This is a genomic window from Pseudomonas sp. CFBP 13711 (genome assembly GCF_014842265.1).
GTDB lineage: Bacteria > Pseudomonadota > Gammaproteobacteria > Pseudomonadales > Pseudomonadaceae > Aquipseudomonas.
Genome location: NZ_JACYVI010000001.1, coordinates 782570 through 803106 on the forward strand (window position 1 = coordinate 782570; position 20537 = coordinate 803106).

Annotated in this window: 18 protein-coding genes; 1 reads left to right on the forward strand and 17 read right to left on the reverse strand. The window is 61.3% G+C overall.

Annotated features, from left to right (window positions below):
• Nucleotides 1-99: 99 nt before the first annotated feature.
• From IFT47_RS03570 to IFT47_RS03600, 7 genes are all read right to left on the reverse strand, one after another.
• Nucleotides 100-993: a peptidoglycan DD-metalloendopeptidase family protein gene (locus IFT47_RS03570; RefSeq protein WP_192170840.1), complete on the reverse strand. Its 894-nt coding sequence runs from the start codon at nucleotides 991-993 to the stop codon at nucleotides 100-102.
• Between the two features lie 179 nt (nucleotides 994-1172).
• A complete protein-coding gene (locus IFT47_RS03575; RefSeq protein WP_172610991.1) occupies nucleotides 1173-1808 on the reverse strand; it encodes a protein-L-isoaspartate(D-aspartate) O-methyltransferase in 636 nt (211 codons plus the stop codon).
• A 41-nt stretch (nucleotides 1809-1849) separates the two neighbouring features.
• On the reverse strand, nucleotides 1850-2599 hold the full coding sequence (surE, locus tag IFT47_RS03580; RefSeq protein ID WP_192170839.1) for a 5'/3'-nucleotidase SurE: 750 nt from the start codon (nucleotides 2597-2599) through the stop codon (nucleotides 1850-1852).
• Entirely contained in the window at nucleotides 2587-3645 is a 1059-nt protein-coding gene (truD, locus tag IFT47_RS03585) for a tRNA pseudouridine(13) synthase TruD (protein ID WP_192170838.1), read from the reverse strand. Before truD ends, surE begins: the two co-directional genes overlap by 13 nt.
• The gene (gene ispF / locus IFT47_RS03590) at nucleotides 3642-4115 is read right to left on the reverse strand and encodes a 2-C-methyl-D-erythritol 2,4-cyclodiphosphate synthase (RefSeq protein ID WP_192170837.1); all 474 of its coding nucleotides are present in this window, start codon (nucleotides 4113-4115) and stop codon (nucleotides 3642-3644) included. The genes truD and ispF overlap by 4 nt, the downstream gene beginning before the upstream one ends.
• A 106-nt stretch (nucleotides 4116-4221) precedes the next feature.
• On the reverse strand, nucleotides 4222-5067 hold the full coding sequence (gene fghA / locus IFT47_RS03595) for an S-formylglutathione hydrolase (protein ID WP_122537381.1): 846 nt from the start codon (nucleotides 5065-5067) through the stop codon (nucleotides 4222-4224).
• Nucleotides 5068-5161: 94 nt separating this feature from the next.
• A complete protein-coding gene (locus tag IFT47_RS03600) occupies nucleotides 5162-6274 on the reverse strand; it encodes an S-(hydroxymethyl)glutathione dehydrogenase/class III alcohol dehydrogenase (RefSeq protein ID WP_108120933.1) in 1113 nt (370 codons plus the stop codon).
• A gap of 103 nt (nucleotides 6275-6377) precedes the next feature.
• On the opposite strand from IFT47_RS03600, the gene IFT47_RS03605 reads away from it, so the two are divergent.
• Nucleotides 6378-7274, forward strand: coding sequence for a LysR substrate-binding domain-containing protein (locus IFT47_RS03605; protein ID WP_192170836.1), 897 nt, complete (start codon nucleotides 6378-6380; stop codon nucleotides 7272-7274).
• A gap of 5 nt (nucleotides 7275-7279) precedes the next feature.
• Here the strand turns inward: IFT47_RS03605 and ispD are convergent, their stop codons facing one another.
• From ispD to lpxB, 10 genes are all read right to left on the reverse strand, one after another.
• A complete protein-coding gene (gene ispD / locus IFT47_RS03610; protein ID WP_192170835.1) occupies nucleotides 7280-7990 on the reverse strand; it encodes a 2-C-methyl-D-erythritol 4-phosphate cytidylyltransferase in 711 nt (236 codons plus the stop codon).
• 10 nt (nucleotides 7991-8000) lie between these two features.
• Complete coding sequence (ftsB, locus tag IFT47_RS03615) at nucleotides 8001-8279, reverse strand: cell division protein FtsB (protein ID WP_037014212.1); 279 nt, start codon at nucleotides 8277-8279, stop codon at nucleotides 8001-8003.
• Nucleotides 8280-8438: 159 nt separating this feature from the next.
• Entirely contained in the window at nucleotides 8439-9725 is a 1287-nt protein-coding gene (eno, locus tag IFT47_RS03620; protein WP_122537377.1) for a phosphopyruvate hydratase, read from the reverse strand.
• A gap of 170 nt (nucleotides 9726-9895) precedes the next feature.
• Nucleotides 9896-10741: a 3-deoxy-8-phosphooctulonate synthase gene (gene kdsA, locus IFT47_RS03625; protein WP_122622970.1), complete on the reverse strand. Its 846-nt coding sequence runs from the start codon at nucleotides 10739-10741 to the stop codon at nucleotides 9896-9898.
• A 14-nt stretch (nucleotides 10742-10755) separates the two neighbouring features.
• Entirely contained in the window at nucleotides 10756-12387 is a 1632-nt protein-coding gene (locus tag IFT47_RS03630; protein WP_192132158.1) for a CTP synthase, read from the reverse strand.
• A gap of 272 nt (nucleotides 12388-12659) precedes the next feature.
• Entirely contained in the window at nucleotides 12660-13997 is a 1338-nt protein-coding gene (tilS, locus tag IFT47_RS03635; protein WP_192170834.1) for a tRNA lysidine(34) synthetase TilS, read from the reverse strand.
• 80 nt (nucleotides 13998-14077) lie between these two features.
• The gene (locus tag IFT47_RS03640) at nucleotides 14078-15025 is read right to left on the reverse strand and encodes an acetyl-CoA carboxylase carboxyltransferase subunit alpha (protein WP_172610979.1); all 948 of its coding nucleotides are present in this window, start codon (nucleotides 15023-15025) and stop codon (nucleotides 14078-14080) included.
• Nucleotides 15026-15152: 127 nt separating this feature from the next.
• Nucleotides 15153-18674, reverse strand: a complete 3522-nt coding sequence (gene dnaE / locus IFT47_RS03645; RefSeq protein WP_192170833.1) for a DNA polymerase III subunit alpha — start codon at nucleotides 18672-18674, stop codon at nucleotides 15153-15155.
• A gap of 71 nt (nucleotides 18675-18745) precedes the next feature.
• Nucleotides 18746-19387, reverse strand: a complete 642-nt coding sequence (rnhB, locus tag IFT47_RS03650) for a ribonuclease HII (protein WP_122622967.1) — start codon at nucleotides 19385-19387, stop codon at nucleotides 18746-18748.
• 11 nt (nucleotides 19388-19398) lie between these two features.
• On the reverse strand, nucleotides 19399-20535 hold the full coding sequence (gene lpxB, locus IFT47_RS03655; RefSeq protein WP_192170832.1) for a lipid-A-disaccharide synthase: 1137 nt from the start codon (nucleotides 20533-20535) through the stop codon (nucleotides 19399-19401).
• Between the last annotated feature and the right edge of the window lie 2 nt (nucleotides 20536-20537).

Sequence of the window (20537 nt, forward strand, 5' to 3'; positions counted from 1 at the left end):
ATAGTCCTTTGGTGAGTTCGACCTCAAGCTCCAGTGACGCCTTCTTCCATGGCAGCACTTGAGCCTGTCCCCTCTACGCAGGAACAGGCTGACAACCGATCAGCGACGTGGCAAGAATTCCAGTGGATCTACTGGTTTACCCTGGCGGCGAATCTCGAAATGCAGTTTCACCCGGTCAGTCCCCGTTGAGCCCATCTCGGCAATACTTTGCCCTGCCTTGACCTGTTGTCCCTCCCGAACCAAGAGCCGACGGTTATGTCCGTATGCACTGACGTAGGTATCGCTGTGTTTGATGATGACCAACTCGCCGTAGCCCCTTAATCCACTCCCGGCGTATACCACGGTCCCATCAGACGCGGCCAAAACAGGCTGTCCCAAATCACCAGCGATATCAATTCCTTTATTCAAACTACCGTTTGAAGAGAACTTGCTGATCAAAACGCCGCTTGTTGGCCATGTCCAGCCGCTCGGAGAGCGGGCGCCGGTGACCACGGTTGTGTTGACCGGCGTGGTCGTCGAGTTGCTGGTCGGCGGTGGCGTCGTGGCGGCGACAGCGCCTACGGGCCTTGAAATCACGGTGGTTTTCAGCGACCCGGAAGGCGATGTCGAACTGCTCGTGGTGGTCTGCGGAACGCTGGCCGAGCCAGAAGCCACGGCCGTGGACGGCGAGCTGGCGCGCCCGTCGAAACGGATCGTCTGACCCACATGAATGGTGAATGGCTCTGGGATATTGTTGCGTGCGGCCAGCGCTTTCCAGTCCCAGCCGTAACGGAATGCAATGGAAAACAGCGTGTCGCCGCGCTTCACGACGTACTGACCTGTGGTGACCGGCTGACGTGTCGGCACCGTCGACTTGCCGTTTCGGTCGACAACCCGCACGCCGCCCGATGGCGTGCTGGAGCAGCCGACCAGAAGGATACTCAGGGCAACTCCAATCACCAGACGCTGAAAACTTGTTGAAGAACTACGCTGCCGAATGACTGTGAGACTCACCCGCCACTCCCTTTACCGGTGACTGAAGAAGAAACTGCCCTGCGTCGTGAAAAGACCAGGCAGCCATGAAAAACTTGGTGTGAGACGGCGCTGCGGCAGTTGGCCGAAGCATCGTTGCAAAACGCCAGCCTGTAGACCGGCTGCGTCTTGTGGAATTCATTGCCTTCGCAAAATAGCGATTAAGCCAATGGTCCGTTGAGCAACGGGACGAAACGAACGGCGCCCAGCACATGGCGAGAGAAACCGTTTTCCTCACGAATGATCAGCATCAGTTGCTGCACCTCACCCGACCCCACCGGAATCACCAGACGACCGCCGGGTGCCAGTTGGTCCAGCAAGGCCTGAGGCACGTCGGTAGCAACCGCGGTGACAATGATCCCGTTGTAAGGCGCGAGCGCCGGCCAGCCTTCCCAGCCATCGCCCCAACGAAACACCATGTTGCGCAGGTTCAGCTCGACGAGGCGTTCCTTTGCGCGATCCTGCAGCACCTTGATCCGCTCAACGGAGAAAACCCGCTCCACCAGTTGCGCCAGCACGGCGGTCTGGTAACCCGAGCCGGTGCCGATCTCCAGCACTTTATCCAGCGGGCCCGCCGCCAACAGCAGCTCGCTCATGCGCGCCACCATGTAAGGCTGGGAGATCGTCTGGTTGTTGCCGATCGGCAGCGCGGTGTCTTCGTACGCGCGGTGCGCGAGGGCCTCGTCGACGAACAGGTGTCGAGGGGTCTTGCGAATGACGTCCAGCACCTGGGTGTTGGCGATGCCTTCTTCGCACAACCGTTGAATCAGACGCTCGCGGGTACGCTGGGAAGTCATTCCCACGCCACGTCGTAACAGATCATCTTGCTCACGCGACATCAGGCCATTCCCTCCAGCCATGCGTTCAGGCTGTTGAAACCGTCCTGATAAGTACGATCCAGCTGCAACGGGGTGATCGACACATAACCCTGCATCACGGCGTGGAAATCGGTGCCCGGCCCGCCGTCTTCGGCATCTCCTGCGGCAGCAATCCAGTAACCGGCCTTTCCGCGCGGATCGACCACGCGCACAGGCGCCGCCGCACGGGTGCGATGGCCAAGACGGGTCAGCTGAATTCCGCGCACATGTGCCAGCGGCAGGTTAGGGATATTCACATTCAATACGGTACGGGGTGGAAGGTCGAGGCGTTCATGGGCTTCGACCAGAAGCCGCGCGTAATGCGCAGCGGTTGCCAGGTTATCGACCTGACGTGACAAAAATGAAAAGGCAAATGACGGGCGTTGCAGAAAACGACCTTCCAGCGCCGCAGCAACGGTGCCCGAATACAGCACATCGTCACCCAAGTTGGCGCCGAGGTTGATCCCCGAAACGACCATGTCCGGCTCATCAGGCAGCAAGCCGTTGAGTCCGAGGTGGACGCAATCGGTGGGCGTGCCGTTGAGGCTGATGAAGCCGTTGTCCAGGGTATGCGGATGCAAGGGCCGGTCAAGCGTCAGCGAACTGCTCGCGCCGCTCTTGTCTTGATCGGGCGCAATCACCACGCACTCGGCGTACCCGGCCAGCGCGTCATGCAGCGCAGCCAGCCCGGGGGCCATAACCCCGTCATCATTTGAAATCAGAATACGCATGAGCTGTCCGTCTGCCCTGCCGGCGCGAGATCGATGAGTTCACGCACCAATGCGGTGGCGAAGCATCCGGCCGGCAGGACGAATTCCAGTTGCAGAATGTCAGGCTCGGGATAATGCCACGTCAACCGCCCGATGGGCAGTCGCAGGATGCGCCGTTCGTGCTCCATTCCCGCTTTTATCAACCAGTTACAGAGCGACGCCTCCCGCGCGGCGATGCTGTTTTCAAGCGCTGCGGTGGCGCCTGCAGCCGGGGAATCGCCCTCGCCCCACTGCGGCCCGGTCGGGTGCAGATCGAGGATCGCCAGTCGGGGGTCGCTGCACTCGGCTTCGCCAGCAGGGAAGAAACTGCGGCTGTCGGTGAACGCCAGCAGATCGCCCACTTGCGCCCGTTGCCAGCTGCCATCGGCGACTCGAGCGGCCAAGACCTGGTTGAAGAGGTAACTGCGCGCAGTGGATAACAGTCGCGAGCGCACATTGCGCTGCTCGGGCAGAGCCTGACGCTCGGCATAGTGCCGGGCTTCACCGAGGTTTCCGCCTTCATGGCCGAAACGCTGAGCGCCGAAATAGTTGGGAATGCCGTGTTGCCTGATCGACTCAAGACGTGCGTCGAGCCCGGCCTTGTCGGCCTGCAACTGTGTCAAACGCAACGTAAAGCCATTGGCGGCGTGGGCGCCCCGTTGCAGCTTGCGCTTGTGGCGTTTGCTGTCGAGGATCTTCAGCGAATCGTTTTCAGCCACTGACATGTCCGGATCGGCCTTGCCCGGCAGCTGAATGCTGAACCACTGACGGGTCAACGCCTGCCGATCCTTCAAACCGGCGTAGGCGACGGTTCGCAACGGCACGCCGGCCGCCTTGGCCAGACGCCGGGCGGCTTCCTCGGTATTCAAGCCGCGCTTTTCCACCCATAACCACAGGTGCTCGCCATCCCCGGACAGCGGAATGTCGAGGACTTCATCGACCTGAAAGTCTTCGGCAGTGGCCTTCAGCACAGCAGTACCCAGTGGGTCGCCGTAAGCTCTCGGGCCCAGAAGTTCGAGCTCGGTCATGCGCTGATCAACAACGCGACGGCGTGCACGGCGATGCCTTCTTCGCGGCCGGTGAAGCCCAGCTTTTCAGTGGTGGTCGCCTTGACGTTGATCTGGTCGATGTCGACTTGCAAGTCTTCGGCAATCAAGGCGCGCATGCTTTCGATGTGCGGGGCCATCTTCGGCGCCTGGGCAACGATGGTCGCGTCGACGTTGCCGACCTTCCAGCCCTTTGCCTGCACTTGCTTGAGCACATGACGCAGCAGAACCCGGCTGTCGGCGCCCTTGAACTGCGGATCGGTGTCCGGGAAATGCTTGCCGATGTCGCCCAGCGCGGCAGCACCCAGCAGGGCATCGCTCAGCGCATGCAGCACTACATCGCCATCGGAATGCGCGAGCAAACCCGACGTGTGCGCAATCCGCACGCCGCCCAAGGTAATGAAATCGCCTTCAGCGAAACGGTGCACATCGTAGCCGTGGCCAATACGCATAAAAAAACGCCCTGAAAAAGTCAGGGCGTGATTCTACCTACTTTGACCGACATTAGGGTCGGCCCGCGCGCAATTGCCCGTGACGCTGCAATTGAGGGCGAGGACTTCAGCCGGCCAGGGCTCGGGCGTGATGGCGCAAGTGGTCTTCGATGAAGCTGGCGATGAAGTAATAGCTGTGGTCGTACCCCGGCTGCATGCGCAATTCCAGAGGATGACCGGCCGCCTTCGCCGCCTGAACCAACGATTCCGGCTTGAGCTGATTGCCGAGGAAATCGTCGCGATCGCCCTGGTCCACCAGCAGAGGCAAGCGCTCGGTGGCCTCGGCAATGAGCACGCTGGCGTCCCATTCACGCCAGCGCGAACGGTCTTCGCCCAGATAGCGAGAGAAGGCTTTCTGTCCCCACGGGCAATCCATCGGATTGCAGATGGGCGAGAACGCCGACACCGATTGGTAGCGGCCGGGATTGCGCAATGCACCGACCAGCGCGCCATGGCCACCCATGGAGTGCCCGCTGATGCTGCGCTTGTCCGAGGCCGGAAAGTGCGCCTCGATCAACGCGGGCAGCTCGCTGATCACATAATCGTACATGCGGTAGTGCCGCGCCCACGGTTGCTCGGTGGCGTTCAGATAAAAGCCGGCGCCCAGGCCGAAGTCGTAGGCCTTGTCCGGATCATCCGGCACGTCGGCGCCGCGCGGGCTGGTGTCTGGCGCCACGATGATCAGCCCCAGTTCCGCCGCGACGCGCAGCGCACCGGCCTTCTGCATGAAGTTCTCATCGGTGCACGTCAGCCCCGACAGCCAATAGACCACCGGCAGTTTGCCGCCCTGCTCCGCCTGCGGCGGCAGATACACCGCGAACACCATGTCGCAGCCGAGCACGTCGGAGTGATGTTTGTAACGCTTGTGCCAGCCGCCGAAGCTTTTCTGGCACGAAATGTTTTCCAGACTCATGGGCTTCTCCGGGCGGCAAGCTCCAAGCCTCAAGCGGCAAGAAGTCATGACACGACGCTCTTGCGGCTTACAGCCTGGAGCTTGCCGCTGCTCCTCAGAAATGAATGACGGTACGGATGCTTTTGCCTTCGTGCATCAGGTCGAAGGCTTCATTGATCCGGTCCAGGCCCATGGTGTGGGTGATGAAGGTGTCCAGCGGGATTTCGCCGGTCTGCGCTTTTTCGACGTAGCTTGGCAGTTCGGTGCGGCCTTTGACGCCGCCGAAGGCCGAACCGCGCCAGACGCGACCGGTGACCAGCTGGAACGGACGGGTGGATATTTCCTGACCTGCGCCAGCGACGCCGATGATCACTGATTCGCCCCAGCCCTTGTGGCACGATTCCAGCGCCGCACGCATCAAGTTCACGTTACCTACGCACTCGAAGCTGTAATCCACGCCGCCGTCGGTCATTTCGACGATCACTTCCTGAATCGGCTTATCGTGATCTTTGGGATTGACGAACTCGGTCGCCCCCAGTTCACGGGCTACGTCGAATTTGGACGGGTTGATGTCGACCGCGATGATGCGGGAGGCCTTGGCCATTTTTGCGCCGATGATCGCCGCCAAGCCGATACCGCCGAGGCCAAAGACTGCCACAGTGGCTCCCTCTTCGACCTTGGCCGTGTTCAGGACCGCGCCGATGCCGGTGGTAACACCGCAACCCAGCAGGCAGACCTTCTCCAGCGGCGCTTCTTTGGGGATTTTTGCCAGAGAGATTTCCGGCACTACGGTGTATTCGGAGAACGTCGAGCAGCCCATGTAGTGGTAGATCGGCTGGCCGTTGTAGCTGAAGCGGGTGGTGCCGTCGGGCATCAGGCCTTTGCCCTGGGTGGCGCGGACTTTCTGGCAGAGGTTGGTCTTGCCGGACTTGCAGAATTTGCACTCGCGGCATTCGGCGGTGTACAGCGGAATGACGTGGTCGCCCACGGCGAGGGAGGTCACGCCCTCACCGATAGCCTCGACGACGCCCCCACCTTCGTGACCGAGGATGCACGGGAAGACGCCTTCGGAATCCGCACCGGACAAGGTATAGGCATCGGTGTGGCACACGCCGGATGCGACGGTACGAATCAACACTTCGCCGGCTTTCGGGGCCTCAACGTCCACTTCGACGATCTGCAGTGGTTCATTGGGCGCGAAGGCAACGGCAGCACGTGACTTGATCATCATGATCTCCAGCTAAATAAAGACGAGCCCGGAGTGTAATGCAGTGCTGACTGATGAATAATCCACCTGAAAGCAAAACATTAATGCTGTGTAGGGACAATTGATGCAGGTCAGTCGCTGGGAAGGTCTGGACGAGTTCGTCGCCGTTGCCGAGTGCGGGCAGTTCACCGCCGCGGCTGAGCGGCTTGGGGTGTCGTCATCGCACATCAGCCGCCAGATCGCGCGACTGGAAGACCGCTTGCAGACGCGACTGCTCTATCGCAGCACCCGAAAAGTCGCTCTGACCGAAGCCGGTCAGACGTTTCTGCATCACTGCCAGCGCTTGCAGGACGGACGCGAAGAAGCGCTGCGTGCGGTCACCGACCTGACCAGCGAGCCGAAGGGGCTGCTACGGATGACCTGCGCCGTGGCGTACGGCGAAAGGTTCATCGCCCCGCTGGTGACACGTTTCATGGAGGAATACCCGCAACTGCGCGTTGACATCGAGCTGACCAACAACACGCTGGACCTGGTGCATGAAGGCCTGGACCTGGCGATCCGTCTGGGCCGCTTGCAGGAATCACGACTGGTGGCTGCACGACTGGCGCCGCGCAAGATGTACCTGTGCGCCTCCCCCGCTTATCTCGAACGGTATGGCCGGCCCCACAGCGTGTCGGAACTGGCGCGACACAATTGCCTGATCGGCAGCTCGGACAGCTGGCAGTTGCAACAAAACGGGCGGGAATTTTCCCAGCGGGTGCAGGGCAACTGGCGCTGCAACAGTGGGCAGGCGGTGCTGGATGCGGCACTGCGCGGGGTCGGGCTGTGTCAGCTGCCGGATTACTACGTGCTGGAGCATCTCAAGCGCGGTGCGCTGGTGTCGTTACTGGATGCCCACCAGCCGCCGAACACCGCCGTCTGGGCGCTGTACCCGCAGCAGCGGCATCTGTCGCCCAAGGTGAGAAAGCTGGTGGATTATCTGAAGGCGGGCTTGGCGTCACGGGAGGAATACAGCGTTTAGGCCGATCAGCCGTTGAATTCGACCCGTCGCTGGCGCAGCCACTCGAGATCTTCCGGGCGGGTGACCTTGATGTTGTCGGCGCGCCCTTCAATCAGACGCGGCGATTGCCCGGCCCATTCGATCGCCGAGGCTTCATCGGTGATCGCCACATTCGACACCAGGCTGTCCGCCAGCGCCCGGTGCAGCGCACCTAGACGAAACATCTGCGGCGTATAGGCCTGCCAGATCAGGCTGCGATCCACGGTTTCGGTGACGCGGCCATTGGCATCGGCGCGCTTGAGGGTGTCTTTCGCCGGCACCGCCAGCAGGCCGCCGACCGGATCATGCGCCAGCTCGCCCAGCAGATTGTCGAGGTCCGAACGCGCCAAATTCGGGCGCGCGGCGTCGTGCACCAGCACCCAATCGTTGTCATCGGCGCCGTTGGCGTGCAGGTGCAGCAGCGCATTGAGCACCGAATCCGCACGCTCCTTGCCGCCTGCGACCTGCTGGATGCGGGAATCCAGCGCGCAAGGCAACATCGGCCAATAAGGGTCATCCACAGCCAGACTGACCACCAGGCCCTTGAGCCGGGGGTGATCGAGAAAGCAAAGCAGGCTGTGTTCAAGAATCGTGAGGCCGCCCAGTTGCAGGTACTGCTTGGGACGGTCTGCCGCCATGCGCGCGCCAACGCCCGCTGCGGGAATCACTGCCCAGAAGGCAGGAAGGGATTGAGTCATTACACTAACGTCACTGTGCCAACTGATAAAGGGTTTCGCCGTCCTTGACCATGCCCAATTCATGACGGGCACGCTCTTCAACGGTTTCGAGGCCTTTTTTCAGCTCCAGCACTTCCGCGTCGAGGACTCGGTTGCGCTCCAGCAGAGCATCGTTTTCGGCGTGTTGATCGGCGATTTGCTGAGTCAGACTGGCCACCTGCGCGAGACTGCCATTACCTACCCATAGGCGATACTGCAAGCCAGCGAGCATCAAAAGCAGAACGAGGAACAACCAGTTAGGACTGCGCATTGTGAATATCTGTTACCCGGCGAATAAAGACAGCAAAACCGACCATTTCAAATGCCCATAAGCCCGGTGGTCACCGGGCTCATGGATCAGGACGACAAGAAAGGTCACGCTTCAGTGACTTTTCCTACAACGCCTGCTGCCTTTTTACCATCTTTGCAATCAGCCGCGAAACTCGCCGCGACCACGGTACACCGCTTTGGCGCCCAGTTGCTCTTCGATACGCAGCAGCTGGTTGTACTTGGCGATACGGTCGGAACGGCTCAGCGAACCGGTCTTGATCTGGCCAGCCGCAGTGCCCACGGCCAGGTCGGCAATGGTGGAGTCTTCGGTTTCGCCGGAACGGTGCGAGATCACGGCGGTGTAACCCGCGGCCTTGGCCATCTGGATGGCTTCCAGCGTTTCGGTCAGCGTACCGATCTGGTTGAACTTGATCAGGATCGAGTTACCGATCTTCTTGTCGATGCCTTCTTTCAGGATCTTGGTGTTGGTCACGAACAGGTCGTCGCCCACCAGCTGGATCTTGTCGCCGATCTTGTCGGTGAGGACTTTCCAGCCGTCCCAGTCCGACTCGTCCAGACCGTCTTCGATGGAGATGATCGGGTGCTTGCTGACCAGGTCAGCCAGGTAGTCGGCGAAACCGGCAGAGTCGTACTCGCCTTCTTCGCTCAGCACGTATTTGCCGTTCTTGTAGAACTCGCTCGCGGCGCAGTCCAGCGCCAGGGTCACGTCGGTGCCCAGCTTGTAGCCCGCGTTGGCAACGGCTTCGGCGATGGCGTCCAGCGCGTCGCCATTGGAGTTAAGGTTCGGCGCGAAGCCACCTTCGTCACCCACGGCAGTGTTCAGGCCACGTGCTTTCAACACCGCTTTGAGGTGGTGGAAAATCTCGGTGCCCCAACGCAGGCCTTCGGAGAAGGTCTTGGCGCCCACCGGCTGAATCATGAATTCCTGGATGTCGATGTTGTTATCAGCGTGCTCGCCACCGTTGATGATGTTCATCATCGGAACCGGCATCGAGTAAACACCCGGCGTGCCGTTCAGGTTGGCAATGTGCGCGTACAACGGCAGATCCTGGTCCTGAGCGGCGGCCTTGGCAGCGGCCAGGGACACGGCGAGGATCGCGTTGGCGCCCAGGCTGGCTTTGTTCTCGGTGCCGTCCAGCTGAATCATCGCGTGATCCAGGGCTTTCTGGTCAACCGGGTCTTTGCCCAGCAGCAGGTCGCGGATCGGGCCATTGATGTTGGCCACGGCTTTCAGAACGCCCTTGCCCATGTAACGGCTCTTGTCGCCATCACGCAGCTCGAGCGCTTCACGCGAGCCGGTGGAAGCACCGGACGGCGCGCAAGCGCTGCCGATGATGCCGTTGTCGAGGAGCACGTCTGCTTCCACGGTGGGATTGCCACGGGAGTCGAGAACTTCACGACCTTTGATGTCGACGATTTTTGCCATTGTTGTTAACACTCCAAGATTGACGAAAACGACGCAGCTGGGAAAACGATTCGGCGTCTCAGGGCTCTAGGACAACGGGCAGGCCCTGAAACGACAATTTTCCCGACCCTTTAGTCGGGAAAACAACGAACGGCACTCTACCGGAGGGCTCGGCGCCGGAGAAGCGGGTTTTACGCCGTTTCGATCGTCGGGAAGCTTTTAACGAGTTCGTCGAGCGCCTTGAGCTGAGCAAGGAACGGCTCCAGCTTGTCCAGGCGCAGGGCGCAGGGACCGTCGCACTTGGCGTTGTCCGGATCAGGGTGGGCTTCCAGAAACAGACCGGCCAGGCCCTGGCTCATGCCGGCCTTGGCCAGATCGGTCACCTGGGCACGACGGCCACCGGCGGAATCGGAGCGACCACCTGGCATCTGCAGGGCGTGGGTCACGTCGAAGAACACCGGGTATTCGAACGATTTCATGATGCCGAAACCGAGCATGTCGACAACCAGGTTGTTGTAGCCGAAGCTCGAACCGCGCTCGCAGAGGATCAACTGATCGTTACCCGCTTCGACGCACTTGGCCAGGATGTGTTTCATCTCGTGGGGCGCGAGGAACTGGGCTTTCTTGATGTTGATCACTGCGCCGGTCTTGGCCATGGCCACGACCAGATCGGTCTGACGGGACAGGAAAGCCGGCAACTGAATGATGTCGCAGACCTCCGCCACGGCAGCGGCCTGCTCAGGCTCGTGCACGTCGGTGATGATCGGCACGCCGAAGGCTTGCTTGATGTCCTGGAAAATCCGCATGCCTTCTTCAAGGCCCGGGCCGCGATAGGAGGTCACCGAGGAACGGTTGGCCTTGTCGAAGCTGGCCTTGAACACGTACGGAATGCCGAGTTTCTCGGTCACTCGCACGTATTCTTCACAGACCTGCATCGCCATGTCACGCGACTCGAGGACGTTCATGCCGCCGAACAGAACCATAGGCTTGTCGTTGGCGATGTCGATCGAGCCGACGCGGATGATTTTCTGTGCCATGTGATAAATCCCTATCAGCCGTTCTTCTGGTGTTGAGCAAGCGCTGCCTTGACGAAACCACTGAACAACGGGTGGCCATCGCGCGGCGTAGAGGTGAACTCGGGGTGGAACTGGCAGGCCACGAACCAAGGATGGTCAGGGGACTCGACCACTTCAACCAGCGCGCCGTCACCGGAACGACCGGAGATTTTCAGACCGGCCTCGACCAGTTGCGGCAGCAGATTGTTGTTCACTTCATAACGGTGGCGATGGCGCTCGACGATGACGTCGTTGGCGTAGCAATCGTGCACCAGAGAACCCGGTTCGAGCAGGCATTCCTGCGCGCCCAGACGCATGGTGCCGCCCAGGTCCGAGGTTTCGGTACGGGTTTCGACAGCACCGGTGGCGTCTTCCCATTCGGTGATCAGACCGACGACCGGGTGCTGGCTGGCGCGATCAAACTCGGTGGAGTTGGCGTCTTTCCAGCCCAGCACGTTACGTGCGAACTCGATGACTGCCACCTGCATGCCCAGGCAGATGCCCAGGTAAGGCACCTTGTTTTCGCGAGCAAACTGCACGGCCGTGATCTTGCCCTCGACGCCGCGCAGACCGAAGCCGCCCGGGACGAGAATCGCGTCGACGCCTTCGAGCAGGCCGGTGCCCTGATTCTCGATGTCTTCGGAATCGATGTAGCGCAGATTGACCTTGGTACGGTTGCTGATGCCGGCGTGACTCATCGCTTCGATCAGCGACTTGTAGGCGTCCAGCAGCTCCATGTACTTGCCGACCATCGCGATGGTGACTTCGTGTTCCGGATTGAGCTTCGCGTCGACGACCTTTTCCCACTCGGACAGGTCAGCGCTGCCGCACTGCAGGCCGAAGCGCTCGACGACGAAATCGTCAAGGCCCTGGGAATGCAGGATGCCCGGGATCTTGTAGATGGTGTCGGCGTCTTCGAGGGCGATGACCGCGCGCTCTTCAACGTTGGTGAACTGCGCGATTTTGCGGCGCGAAGAAATGTCGATCGGGTGGTCGGAACGGCAGACCAGTACGTCTGGCTGCAGGCCGATCGAACGCAGTTCCTTGACCGAATGCTGAGTCGGTTTGGTCTTGGTTTCGCCCGCGGTGGCAATGTACGGAACCAGTGTCAGGTGCATAAGCATGGCGCGCTTAGCGCCCACTTCGAAACGCAGCTGACGGATCGCCTCGAGGAACGGTTGCGACTCGATGTCGCCCACGGTGCCGCCGATTTCGACCATGGCGACGTCGGCATCGCCGGCGCCCTTGATGATGCGACGCTTGATTTCGTCGGTGATGTGCGGAATCACCTGAATGGTCGCGCCCAGATAATCACCACGGCGCTCTTTGCGCAGGACGTGTTCGTACACACGGCCGGTGGTGAAGTTGTTGTTCTGGGTCATGGTGGTGCGAATGAAACGCTCGTAGTGACCCAGGTCCAGGTCAGTCTCGGCGCCGTCGTGGGTGACGAACACCTCACCGTGCTGGAACGGGCTCATGGTGCCGGGATCGACGTTGATGTAGGGGTCCAGCTTGAGCATGGTGACCTTAAGTCCCCTCGCCTCCAGGATGGCCGCCAATGAAGCCGAGGCGATGCCTTTCCCCAATGAAGAAACAACACCGCCCGTGACGAAGATGTAGCGCGTCATGAAAAACCCTAGAAGTCTGCGTTAAAGCGGTCAGAGCCGCCGGGGAAAGCGAAGGAAGGCCGAAGCCCCCGACAACCTGCGTGTTTCACTGTGGATCTTCGAATCTGTCGCGCCCAAGTCAGCGACCGGCCTTGAAAAGGTCTGTCCGTGGTTTGCCACATTTTTGAGAATCGTCCAGTAAAAACTGGCTGGTAATCGGCAACTTGCGTCGTTCCGGAAGGATCGACATAAGCTGTATCAAGAAGGGAGCGTAGTCTACCGGAAAGGCCCTTTCAGCTCAAACTTTGGTCATTCGTCGGTGGCAACCAGTGCAATCGCCAGTCGCCACGGGGGCTGGCGTCCAGTCCCGGAAGGTTTGCCACGGCCAATAGTTGCTCGCCGCGGTACAACAGCGGCAATCGGCCGCGCAGAAAAACCGGCACGCCCTTCTCGTTGAGCAGCCTTTTCAGGTCGCGTCGGCCTCTGTCCGGCACATCGAAAGTTTCGCCGCCCTGGCGGTAGTGCACATGCAAGCCACCCGCAGGCGCAGCGCCGAGGATCTGCAGCATGCCGTTGCCCGGCAGCGCGAGAGGTTGCGACGCCATGGACCAGTGTTGCGAGCCGGCGACATTTTTCAGCCAGATCCCGGACAGCCACCAGATACGCCCTTCGGCTCGGTGCATCTGACCATCGGCCAGTCGCCAGATGGGGCGACCGTCCGGCCCGGCGTCGCGCAACGAATCCCAGCCCACCCAGTGATCGGTGTCCGGCAATCGAGTGAGCGGCGCCAGCCAGTGGCGCAGTGCGTTGCGTTGTCGGGCGGGTGACAGCGCTTCGAGCGGCGCCAGTTCAAGGGAGGGCATGTCGAGCCACGGCCAGGGGCACGGCGTATCGGCCAGAGCCAGATCCTGCACCGCCAGCTCGTCCAGCAACTGCTGGGCTTCGGCCAGATGCGCGGCGCTGCGGGCCATGCTCGCGATCGCTTGCGGCCAGCGCGTTGTCACCAGCGGCAGTACATGACTGCGCAGGTAGTTGCGCGAAAAGCGGCTGTCTTTGTTGCTCGGGTCCTCGATCCAGCTCAACCCCTGTTCCCGGGCATAAGCCTCGAGGGTAGCGCGAGATTCATCCAGCAGCGGCCGAAATAACTGTCCTGCGCCCAAAGGACGCTGCGCCGGCATCGCGGCCAGCCCGCGCACCCCGGCGCCACGCAGCAGACGGAACAGCAGCGTCTCGGCCTGATCGTCACGGTGCTGGGCGGTAAGCAGCACCTCGCCGGGCCCGAGGGTTGAGTTGAACGCGGCGTAACGAGCGTCACGCGCGGCTTGTTCGAGGCTCGCGCAGGGGCGCACCTGGACGTCGATGACCTCCATCGGCACCCCCAGAATCTGACACATCTGCCGGCAATGCACCGGCCACGAAGCAGCCACCGCCTGAAGGCCATGGTTGACGTGAACAGCGGTCAGCGGAGGAAGCGCGTGAACCCTGGCAAGTTCCGCCAGCAGGTGAAGCAGGACAGTGGAATCGAGCCCACCTGAGAATGCGACGCGCCAGGCGACTGCAGCGCGCCAGGGTTCGAGGCGCGACAGCAGACGTCTGGAGAGTGCGAGTGTGATGCTGTCCGGTTTGCTCATGCTGGTTAACCCTGCTTAAAGCTCGCCGGACCGGTGAGCATCACCGGGTTCGGTGACGCTCCTGTTGCAGAACGGTCCGGTTAAAGGCCATAGCTCATCAGGCGGTCGTAACGACGGGCCAGCAGCGCGTCATTATCGAACTTCTGAAGCATGCTCAGTTGGCTGCTCAATTCTTCGCGGATCAATGCAGCGGCAGCGGCCGGATCACGGTGCGCGCCACCCAACGGCTCGCTGATCACCTTGTCAACGATGCCCAAGCCCTTCAAACGCTCGGCAGTGATGCCCATCGCTTCGGCGGCATCCGGCGCCTTCTCGGCGGTTTTCCAGAGAATGGACGCGCAGCCTTCCGGCGAGATCACCGCGTAGGTCGAGTACTGCAGCATGTTCAGTTGATCGCACACGCCGATGGCCAGCGCGCCGCCCGAACCGCCTTCGCCAATCACGGTGGCAATGATCGGGGTCTTCAGGCGCGCCATGACCCGCAGGTTCCAGGCAATGGCTTCGCTCTGGTTACGCTCTTCGGCGTCGATGCCAGGATAAGCGCCCGGCGTGTCGATGAAGGTCAGGATCGGCATTTTGAAGCGCTCGGCCATTTCCATCAGGCGGCAGGCCTTGCGGTAGCCTTCAGGACGCGGCATGCCGAAGTTGCGGCGAACCTTCTCGCGCACTTCGCGGCCTTTCTGATGACCGATCACCATCACCGGCTGCTCGTTCAGACGGGCAATGCCGCCGACGATAGCGGCGTCGTCGGAGAAGTGGCGATCGCCATGCAGCTCGTCGAACTCGGTGAAGATGTGTTGAATGTAGTCCAGCGTGTACGGACGACGCGGATGACGCGCCATGCGCGCGATCTGCCAACTGGTCAGGTTGCCGAAAATGCTTTCGGTGAGCGTATTGCTCTTCTCTTGCAGTCGAGAGATTTCGTCGCCGATGTTCAGCGAGTTGTCATTGCCTACCAGACGCAGCTCTTCAATCTTGGCTTGCAGGTCAGCAATCGGCTGTTCGAAATCCAGAAAATTCGGGTTCATAGGCATCCGTCTTGGGTCGACGGCCAAGAGGCCGGCCGGTTGATCCGATAAGCGCCCTACCTTAATGGAGCGGGCGCCTTTCGGTCGAGTTTAAAGTGTCGAGTCACAAATGTTGAGCTGATCGGTGTCAGCGATACTGCAGGAAGACGTTCTCTCGTCCGAACTGGTCACGCAGCGCCTGAATCAGGCTGTCCGCGGGATCGATCCGCCACGCTTCGCCGAACTGCAGCAGTGCCTTGGCTTCCTGCCCGGTGTAGTCGAGGGTGATCGGGCACGCGCCGCGGTGCTTCTTGCACAGCTCGCCCAGCCAGCGCAGCCGGTCGCCCTTGAGCGCTTCGGCACGCACGTTCAGGCGCAGACTCTCTGCCAGCCCGGTGCGCGCTTCTTCCAGGCTCATCACCCGTTTGGCCCGCAACCGCAGGCCGCCGGAGAAATCGTCGGTGCTGACCTCCCCTTCCACCACCACCATCGCGTCGGTCTGCAGCAGCGACTGGGCAGCCTGGAACGAGTCGGCAAACAGCGACGCTTCGATACGCCCCGAACGGTCGTCCAGGGTGATGAAGCCCATCTTGTCGCCCTTTTTGTTCTTCATCACCCGCAGCGCGATGATCAGGCCGGCGATGGTCTGGGTTTCCCGCGAGGGCTTCAGATCAACAATACGCTGACGCGCGAACCGGCGGATCTCGCCTTCGTATTCGTCGATCGGGTGCCCGGTCAGGTACAGGCCCAGGGTTTCTTTCTCCCCACGCAGCCGCTCCTTGAGCGTGACCTCTTTGGCGCTGCGATGGTTCGCGTACACGTCGGCGTCGGCTTCGACGAACAGGCCGCCGAAGAGATCCGCGTGGCCGCTGTCGTGACTGCGCGCGGTCTGCTCAGCCGCCTGAATGGCTTCTTCAAGCGCGGCCAACAGGACGCCGCGGTTACGGTCGATATTGGCTTGATACTGTTTTGGCTCGTCATAGAAGAACGGGCCCAGCCGGTCCAGCGCACCGCTGCGAATCAGGCCGTCGAGGGTGCGCTTGTTGACGCGCTTGAGGTCGATGCGAGCGCAGAAATCGAACAGGTCGGCGAACGGGCCTTCCTGACGCGCTTCGGTGATGGCTTCCACCGGGCCTTCGCCGACGCCCTTGATCGCGCCGAGGCCATAGACGATACGGCCGTCGTCGTTCACGGTGAACTTGAACTCGGAGTTGTTCACGTCCGGCGCATCAAGGCGCAGCTTCATGATCCGCACTTCTTCGATCAAGGTCACGACCTTGTCGGTGTTGTGCATATCCGCTGAAAGCACCGCTGCCATGAACGGCGCCGGGTAGTGACGCTTGAGCCAGGCGGTCTGGTACGACACCAGCCCGTAGGCCGCCGAGTGCGACTTGTTGAAGCCGTAACCGGCGAATTTTTCCACCAGGTCGAAAATGTTACCGGCCAGGTCCGGGTCGATGTTGTTGGTCTTGCAGCCCTCGATGAAACCGCCGCGCTGCTTGGCCATCTCCTCGGGCTTCTTCTTGCCCATCGCACGACGCAGCATGTCAGCACCGCCGAGGGTGTAGCCGGCCATGACCTGGGCAATCTGCATCACCTGTTCCTGATACAGGATGATGCCGTACGTTGGCGCAAGCACCGGCTTGAGGCCTTCGTACTGGTAATCGACGTGGGGGTACGACAGCTCGGCACGGCCGTGCTTGCGGTTGATGAAGTCGTCAACCATGCCCGATTGCAACGGGCCGGGACGGAACAGTGCCACCAGTGCGATCAAGTCTTCCAGGCAGTCGGGCTTGAGCTTTTTGATCAGCTCTTTCATGCCGCGGGATTCAAGCTGGAACACGGCCGTGGTTTCGGCGCGCTGCAGCAGCTCGTAGGTCGGCATGTCATCCAGCGGGATGAACGCGATGTCGAGAGGCTCTTCGTCGACCTTGGCGCGGTCGCGGTTAATAGTCTTCAGCGCCCAGTCGATGATGGTCAGGGTACGCAGTCCGAGGAAGTCGAACTTCACCAGACCGGCTGCCTCGACGTCATCCTTGTCGAACTGGGTGACCAGGCCGCCGCCCTCTTCATCGCAGTAGATCGCTGAGAAGTCAGTCAGTTTGGTCGGCGCGATAACCACACCACCGGCGTGCTTGCCGACGTTACGCACAACGCCTTCGAGCTTGCGCGCCATCTCCCAGATTTCTGCCGCTTCTTCGTCCACCTTGAGGAAGTCGCGCAGAATCTCTTCCTGCTCGTAGGCCTTTTCCAGGGTCATGCCGACTTCGAAGGGGATCATCTTCGACAGACGATCGGCCAATCCGTAGGACTTGCCCTGTACCCGCGCCACGTCACGGACCACGGCCTTCGCGGCCATGGAACCGAAGGTGATGATCTGGCTGACCGCGTTGCGGCCGTATTTCTCGGCCACGTACTCGATGACCCGGTCGCGACCGTCCATGCAGAAGTCGACGTCGAAGTCGGGCATGGAGACCCGCTCGGGGTTGAGGAAACGTTCGAACAGCAGGTCGTATTCCAGCGGGTCGAGGTCGGTGATCTTCTGCACGTAGGCCACCAGCGAACCGGCACCCGACCCCCGGCCCGGACCCACCGGCACACCGTTATTCTTGGCCCACTGGATGAAGTCCATCACGATCAGGAAGTAACCGGGGAAGCCCATCTGGATGATGATATCCAGCTCGAAATTCAGGCGATCGACGTAGACCTGCCGTTTGGCCTCGTAGTCCGGCGTGGTCTCTTTCGGCCACAGCACGGCAAGGCGCTCTTCCAGCCCCTCGAAAGACACCTTGCGGAAATACTCGTCGATGGTCATGCCATCGGGGATCGGGAAGTTGGGCAAAAAGTGCGTGCCCAGCTTGACGTCGATGTTGCAGCGCTTGGCGATCTCGACGGTGTTGGCGAGGGCGTCCGGCAAATCGCTGAACAGCTCGGCCATCTCCTCCGCGCTCTTCAGGTACTGCTGATCGCTGTAATTGTGCGAGCGGCGCGGATCGTCCAGCGCCCGGCCCTCGCCGATGCACACGCGGGTTTCGTGGGCTTCGAAATCTTCCTGCTTGATGAAGCGCACGTCGTTGCTGGCCACCAGCGGCACACCATGGCGCTCGGCCAGGGCGACGGCGGCGTGCAGGTGTTCTTCGTCATTGATGCGGTTGGTGCGCTGGACTTCGATGTAGAAGCGGTCCGGGAAAACCGACAGCGACTCTTTGAGCAGCTCGTCGGCTTCGGCCGGATTGCCACCGAGCAGGGCCATGCCGATCTCGCCTTCCTTCGCCGCAGACAGAGCAATCAGCCCTTCGCTGGCTTCGGCGACCCACTCCCGCTCGATGACGACCAGGCCATTGCGCTGGCCATGCATGAAGCCACGGGAAATCAGTTCGGTGAGGTTCAGGTAGCCTTTGGGGTTCATCACCAGCAGGCTCAGACGGCTGAGCGGTGCATCGCGATCACGCCCCGCCAGCCAGATGTCGGCGCCGCAGATCGGCTTGATCCCCGCACCCATGGCGGCTTTATAGAACTTCACCAACGAACACATGTTGTGTTGGTCGGTCACCGCCACGGCCGGCATGTTCATGGCCGTGAGCGCCTTGACCAAGGGTTTTACACGGACCAGACCATCAACGAGGGAGTATTCGGTGTGCAGGCGTAGATGAACGAAAGAAGCCGGCATGGTTGATCCTATGGTGCAGAAAAAACGAAGGCCGGATTGTACCGGCCATTCAGAAAAACATCAGCCCGCGATCAACTGAGCGGCAGCGACATGAAGCCGGTGGAGACCATCATGTCCCGCGCGGCCCAGGCCTGACGGACCGGGCCGAAGGAGCGCCGGTGAATAGGCGTCGGGCCCAAACGCGCCAGGGCCTCAAGGTGCACGGCCGTGGGATAACCCTTGTGGCCGCCAATGCCGTAGCCCGGATAGAGCAGCTCCATGCGCGCCATTTCCCGGTCGCGACTGACCTTGGCCAGAATCGACGCGGCGGCAATGGCCGGCACATGGGCGTCACCCTGAATGACAGGCGCGCTGGGCACCGACAGCTGCGGGCAGCGGTTGCCGTCGATCAGCGCCAGTTTCGGCGTGATGATCAAGCCTTCTACCGCACGCTTCATCGCCAGCATAGTGGCGTGAAGAATATTCAGCTCGTCGATCTCTTCGACTTCAGCCCGCGCGATGTGCCAGCACAACGCCTTCTCGCAGATCTCGTCGAACAGTCTTTCGCGCTTGGCTTCGGTGAGTTTCTTTGAATCGTTCAGGCCCAGAATCGGGCGCTTGGGGTCAAGAATGACCGCCGCAGTGACCACGGCGCCACACAGTGGGCCGCGACCGACTTCGTCGACACCGGCGACCAGATCCTCGACAAGATTGAAGTCCAGACCCATTTGCATTGATTGCCTGCTCATTGTGAAGGCGTTGCGCCAATCAGGTTCAGCACCGCTTCGGCGGCCTGATTGGAAGCATCGCGACGCAAGGTTCGGTGAATCGCGTCGAAGCCGGCCGTCTGTGCGTCGCCGTTTTCCAGCAACGGCAACAGCGTCTGCGCCAGGGCCTCGGCGGTCGCCGCGTCCTGCAGAAGCTCCGGAACCAGCAAGCGCTGGGCCAGCAAATTCGGCAGCGACACGTACGGGCTTTTCACCATCCGCTTGAGTATCCAGTAGGTCAGTGGTGCCAGACGATAGGCAACCACCATCGGTCGTTTGTACAGCAGCGCTTCGAGGGTCGCGGTCCCGGAAGCGATCAGCACGGCATTGCAGGCTGCCAACGCTACGTGGGACCGGCCGTCGAGCAACGTCAGTGGAAGATCGCGCCCTTGCAGCAGTTGCTCGATCTGCTCACGGCGTTGAGGGCTGGCACAGGGCAGCACGAAACGGATGTCGGGGCGCTCGGCCAGAAGGCGCTCGGCCGCGTCGAAAAACAGCGCACCGAGACGCCCGACCTCACCACCGCGACTGCCCGGCATCAACGCGACCACCGGGCCTTCGCCCAGGCCAAGTTCGGCGCGCGCCGCCAGTTGATCCGCCTGCAGTGGAATGGTGTCGGCCAACGGATGCCCGACGAAACGCACAGGCACGCCCTTCTCTTCATAGAAACGGGCTTCGAACGGCAGCAGCGTCAGCATCAGGTCGCAGCCTTCACGGATCTTCAGAACACGCTTCTGCCGCCACGCCCATACGGACGGGCTGACGTAATGAACGGTCTTGATCCCGGCCTGACGTAGCTTGAGCTCGATATTGAGGGTGAAATCCGGGGCATCGATGCCGATGAACACGTCGGGCTTTTCGTCGATGAGGGCCTGAATCAGCAACTTGCGGCGGGCGAGCAGCTCCTTCAGGCGGCCCAGTACTTCCACAAGGCCCATGACCGACAGGCGCTCCATCGGAAAATACGACGTCATGCCCTGGGCTTCCATGAGCGGTCCGCCGACACCAATAAATTCGGCGTCCGGATGCCGCGCCTTGATTGCACGCATCAAACCGGAGCCGAGAATGTCGCCGGAGGCCTCTCCGGCCACCAGCGCAATACGCAAGCGGGCCATGG

Coding starts and splice junctions, on each gene's coding strand:
- kdsA (WP_122622970.1), bottom strand. CDS start 10,741: ATGGCACAGAAAATCATCCGCGTCGGCTCGATCGACATCGCCAACGAC.
- IFT47_RS03605 (WP_192170836.1), top strand. CDS start 6,378: ATGCAGGTCAGTCGCTGGGAAGGTCTGGACGAGTTCGTCGCCGTTGCC.
- ftsB (WP_037014212.1), bottom strand. CDS start 8,279: ATGCGCAGTCCTAACTGGTTGTTCCTCGTTCTGCTTTTGATGCTCGCT.
- ispD (WP_192170835.1), bottom strand. CDS start 7,990: ATGACTCAATCCCTTCCTGCCTTCTGGGCAGTGATTCCCGCAGCGGGC.
- IFT47_RS03640 (WP_172610979.1), bottom strand. CDS start 15,025: ATGAACCCGAATTTTCTGGATTTCGAACAGCCGATTGCTGACCTGCAA.
- ispF (WP_192170837.1), bottom strand. CDS start 4,115: ATGCGTATTGGCCACGGCTACGATGTGCACCGTTTCGCTGAAGGCGAT.
- truD (WP_192170838.1), bottom strand. CDS start 3,645: ATGACCGAGCTCGAACTTCTGGGCCCGAGAGCTTACGGCGACCCACTG.
- rnhB (WP_122622967.1), bottom strand. CDS start 19,387: ATGCAAATGGGTCTGGACTTCAATCTTGTCGAGGATCTGGTCGCCGGT.
- IFT47_RS03600 (WP_108120933.1), bottom strand. CDS start 6,274: ATGATCAAGTCACGTGCTGCCGTTGCCTTCGCGCCCAATGAACCACTG.
- eno (WP_122537377.1), bottom strand. CDS start 9,725: ATGGCAAAAATCGTCGACATCAAAGGTCGTGAAGTTCTCGACTCCCGT.
- IFT47_RS03630 (WP_192132158.1), bottom strand. CDS start 12,387: ATGACGCGCTACATCTTCGTCACGGGCGGTGTTGTTTCTTCATTGGGG.
- dnaE (WP_192170833.1), bottom strand. CDS start 18,674: ATGCCGGCTTCTTTCGTTCATCTACGCCTGCACACCGAATACTCCCTC.
- tilS (WP_192170834.1), bottom strand. CDS start 13,997: ATGAGCAAACCGGACAGCATCACACTCGCACTCTCCAGACGTCTGCTG.
- IFT47_RS03575 (WP_172610991.1), bottom strand. CDS start 1,808: ATGACTTCCCAGCGTACCCGCGAGCGTCTGATTCAACGGTTGTGCGAA.
- surE (WP_192170839.1), bottom strand. CDS start 2,599: ATGCGTATTCTGATTTCAAATGATGACGGGGTTATGGCCCCCGGGCTG.
- fghA (WP_122537381.1), bottom strand. CDS start 5,067: ATGAGTCTGGAAAACATTTCGTGCCAGAAAAGCTTCGGCGGCTGGCAC.
- lpxB (WP_192170832.1), bottom strand. CDS start 20,535: ATGGCCCGCTTGCGTATTGCGCTGGTGGCCGGAGAGGCCTCCGGCGAC.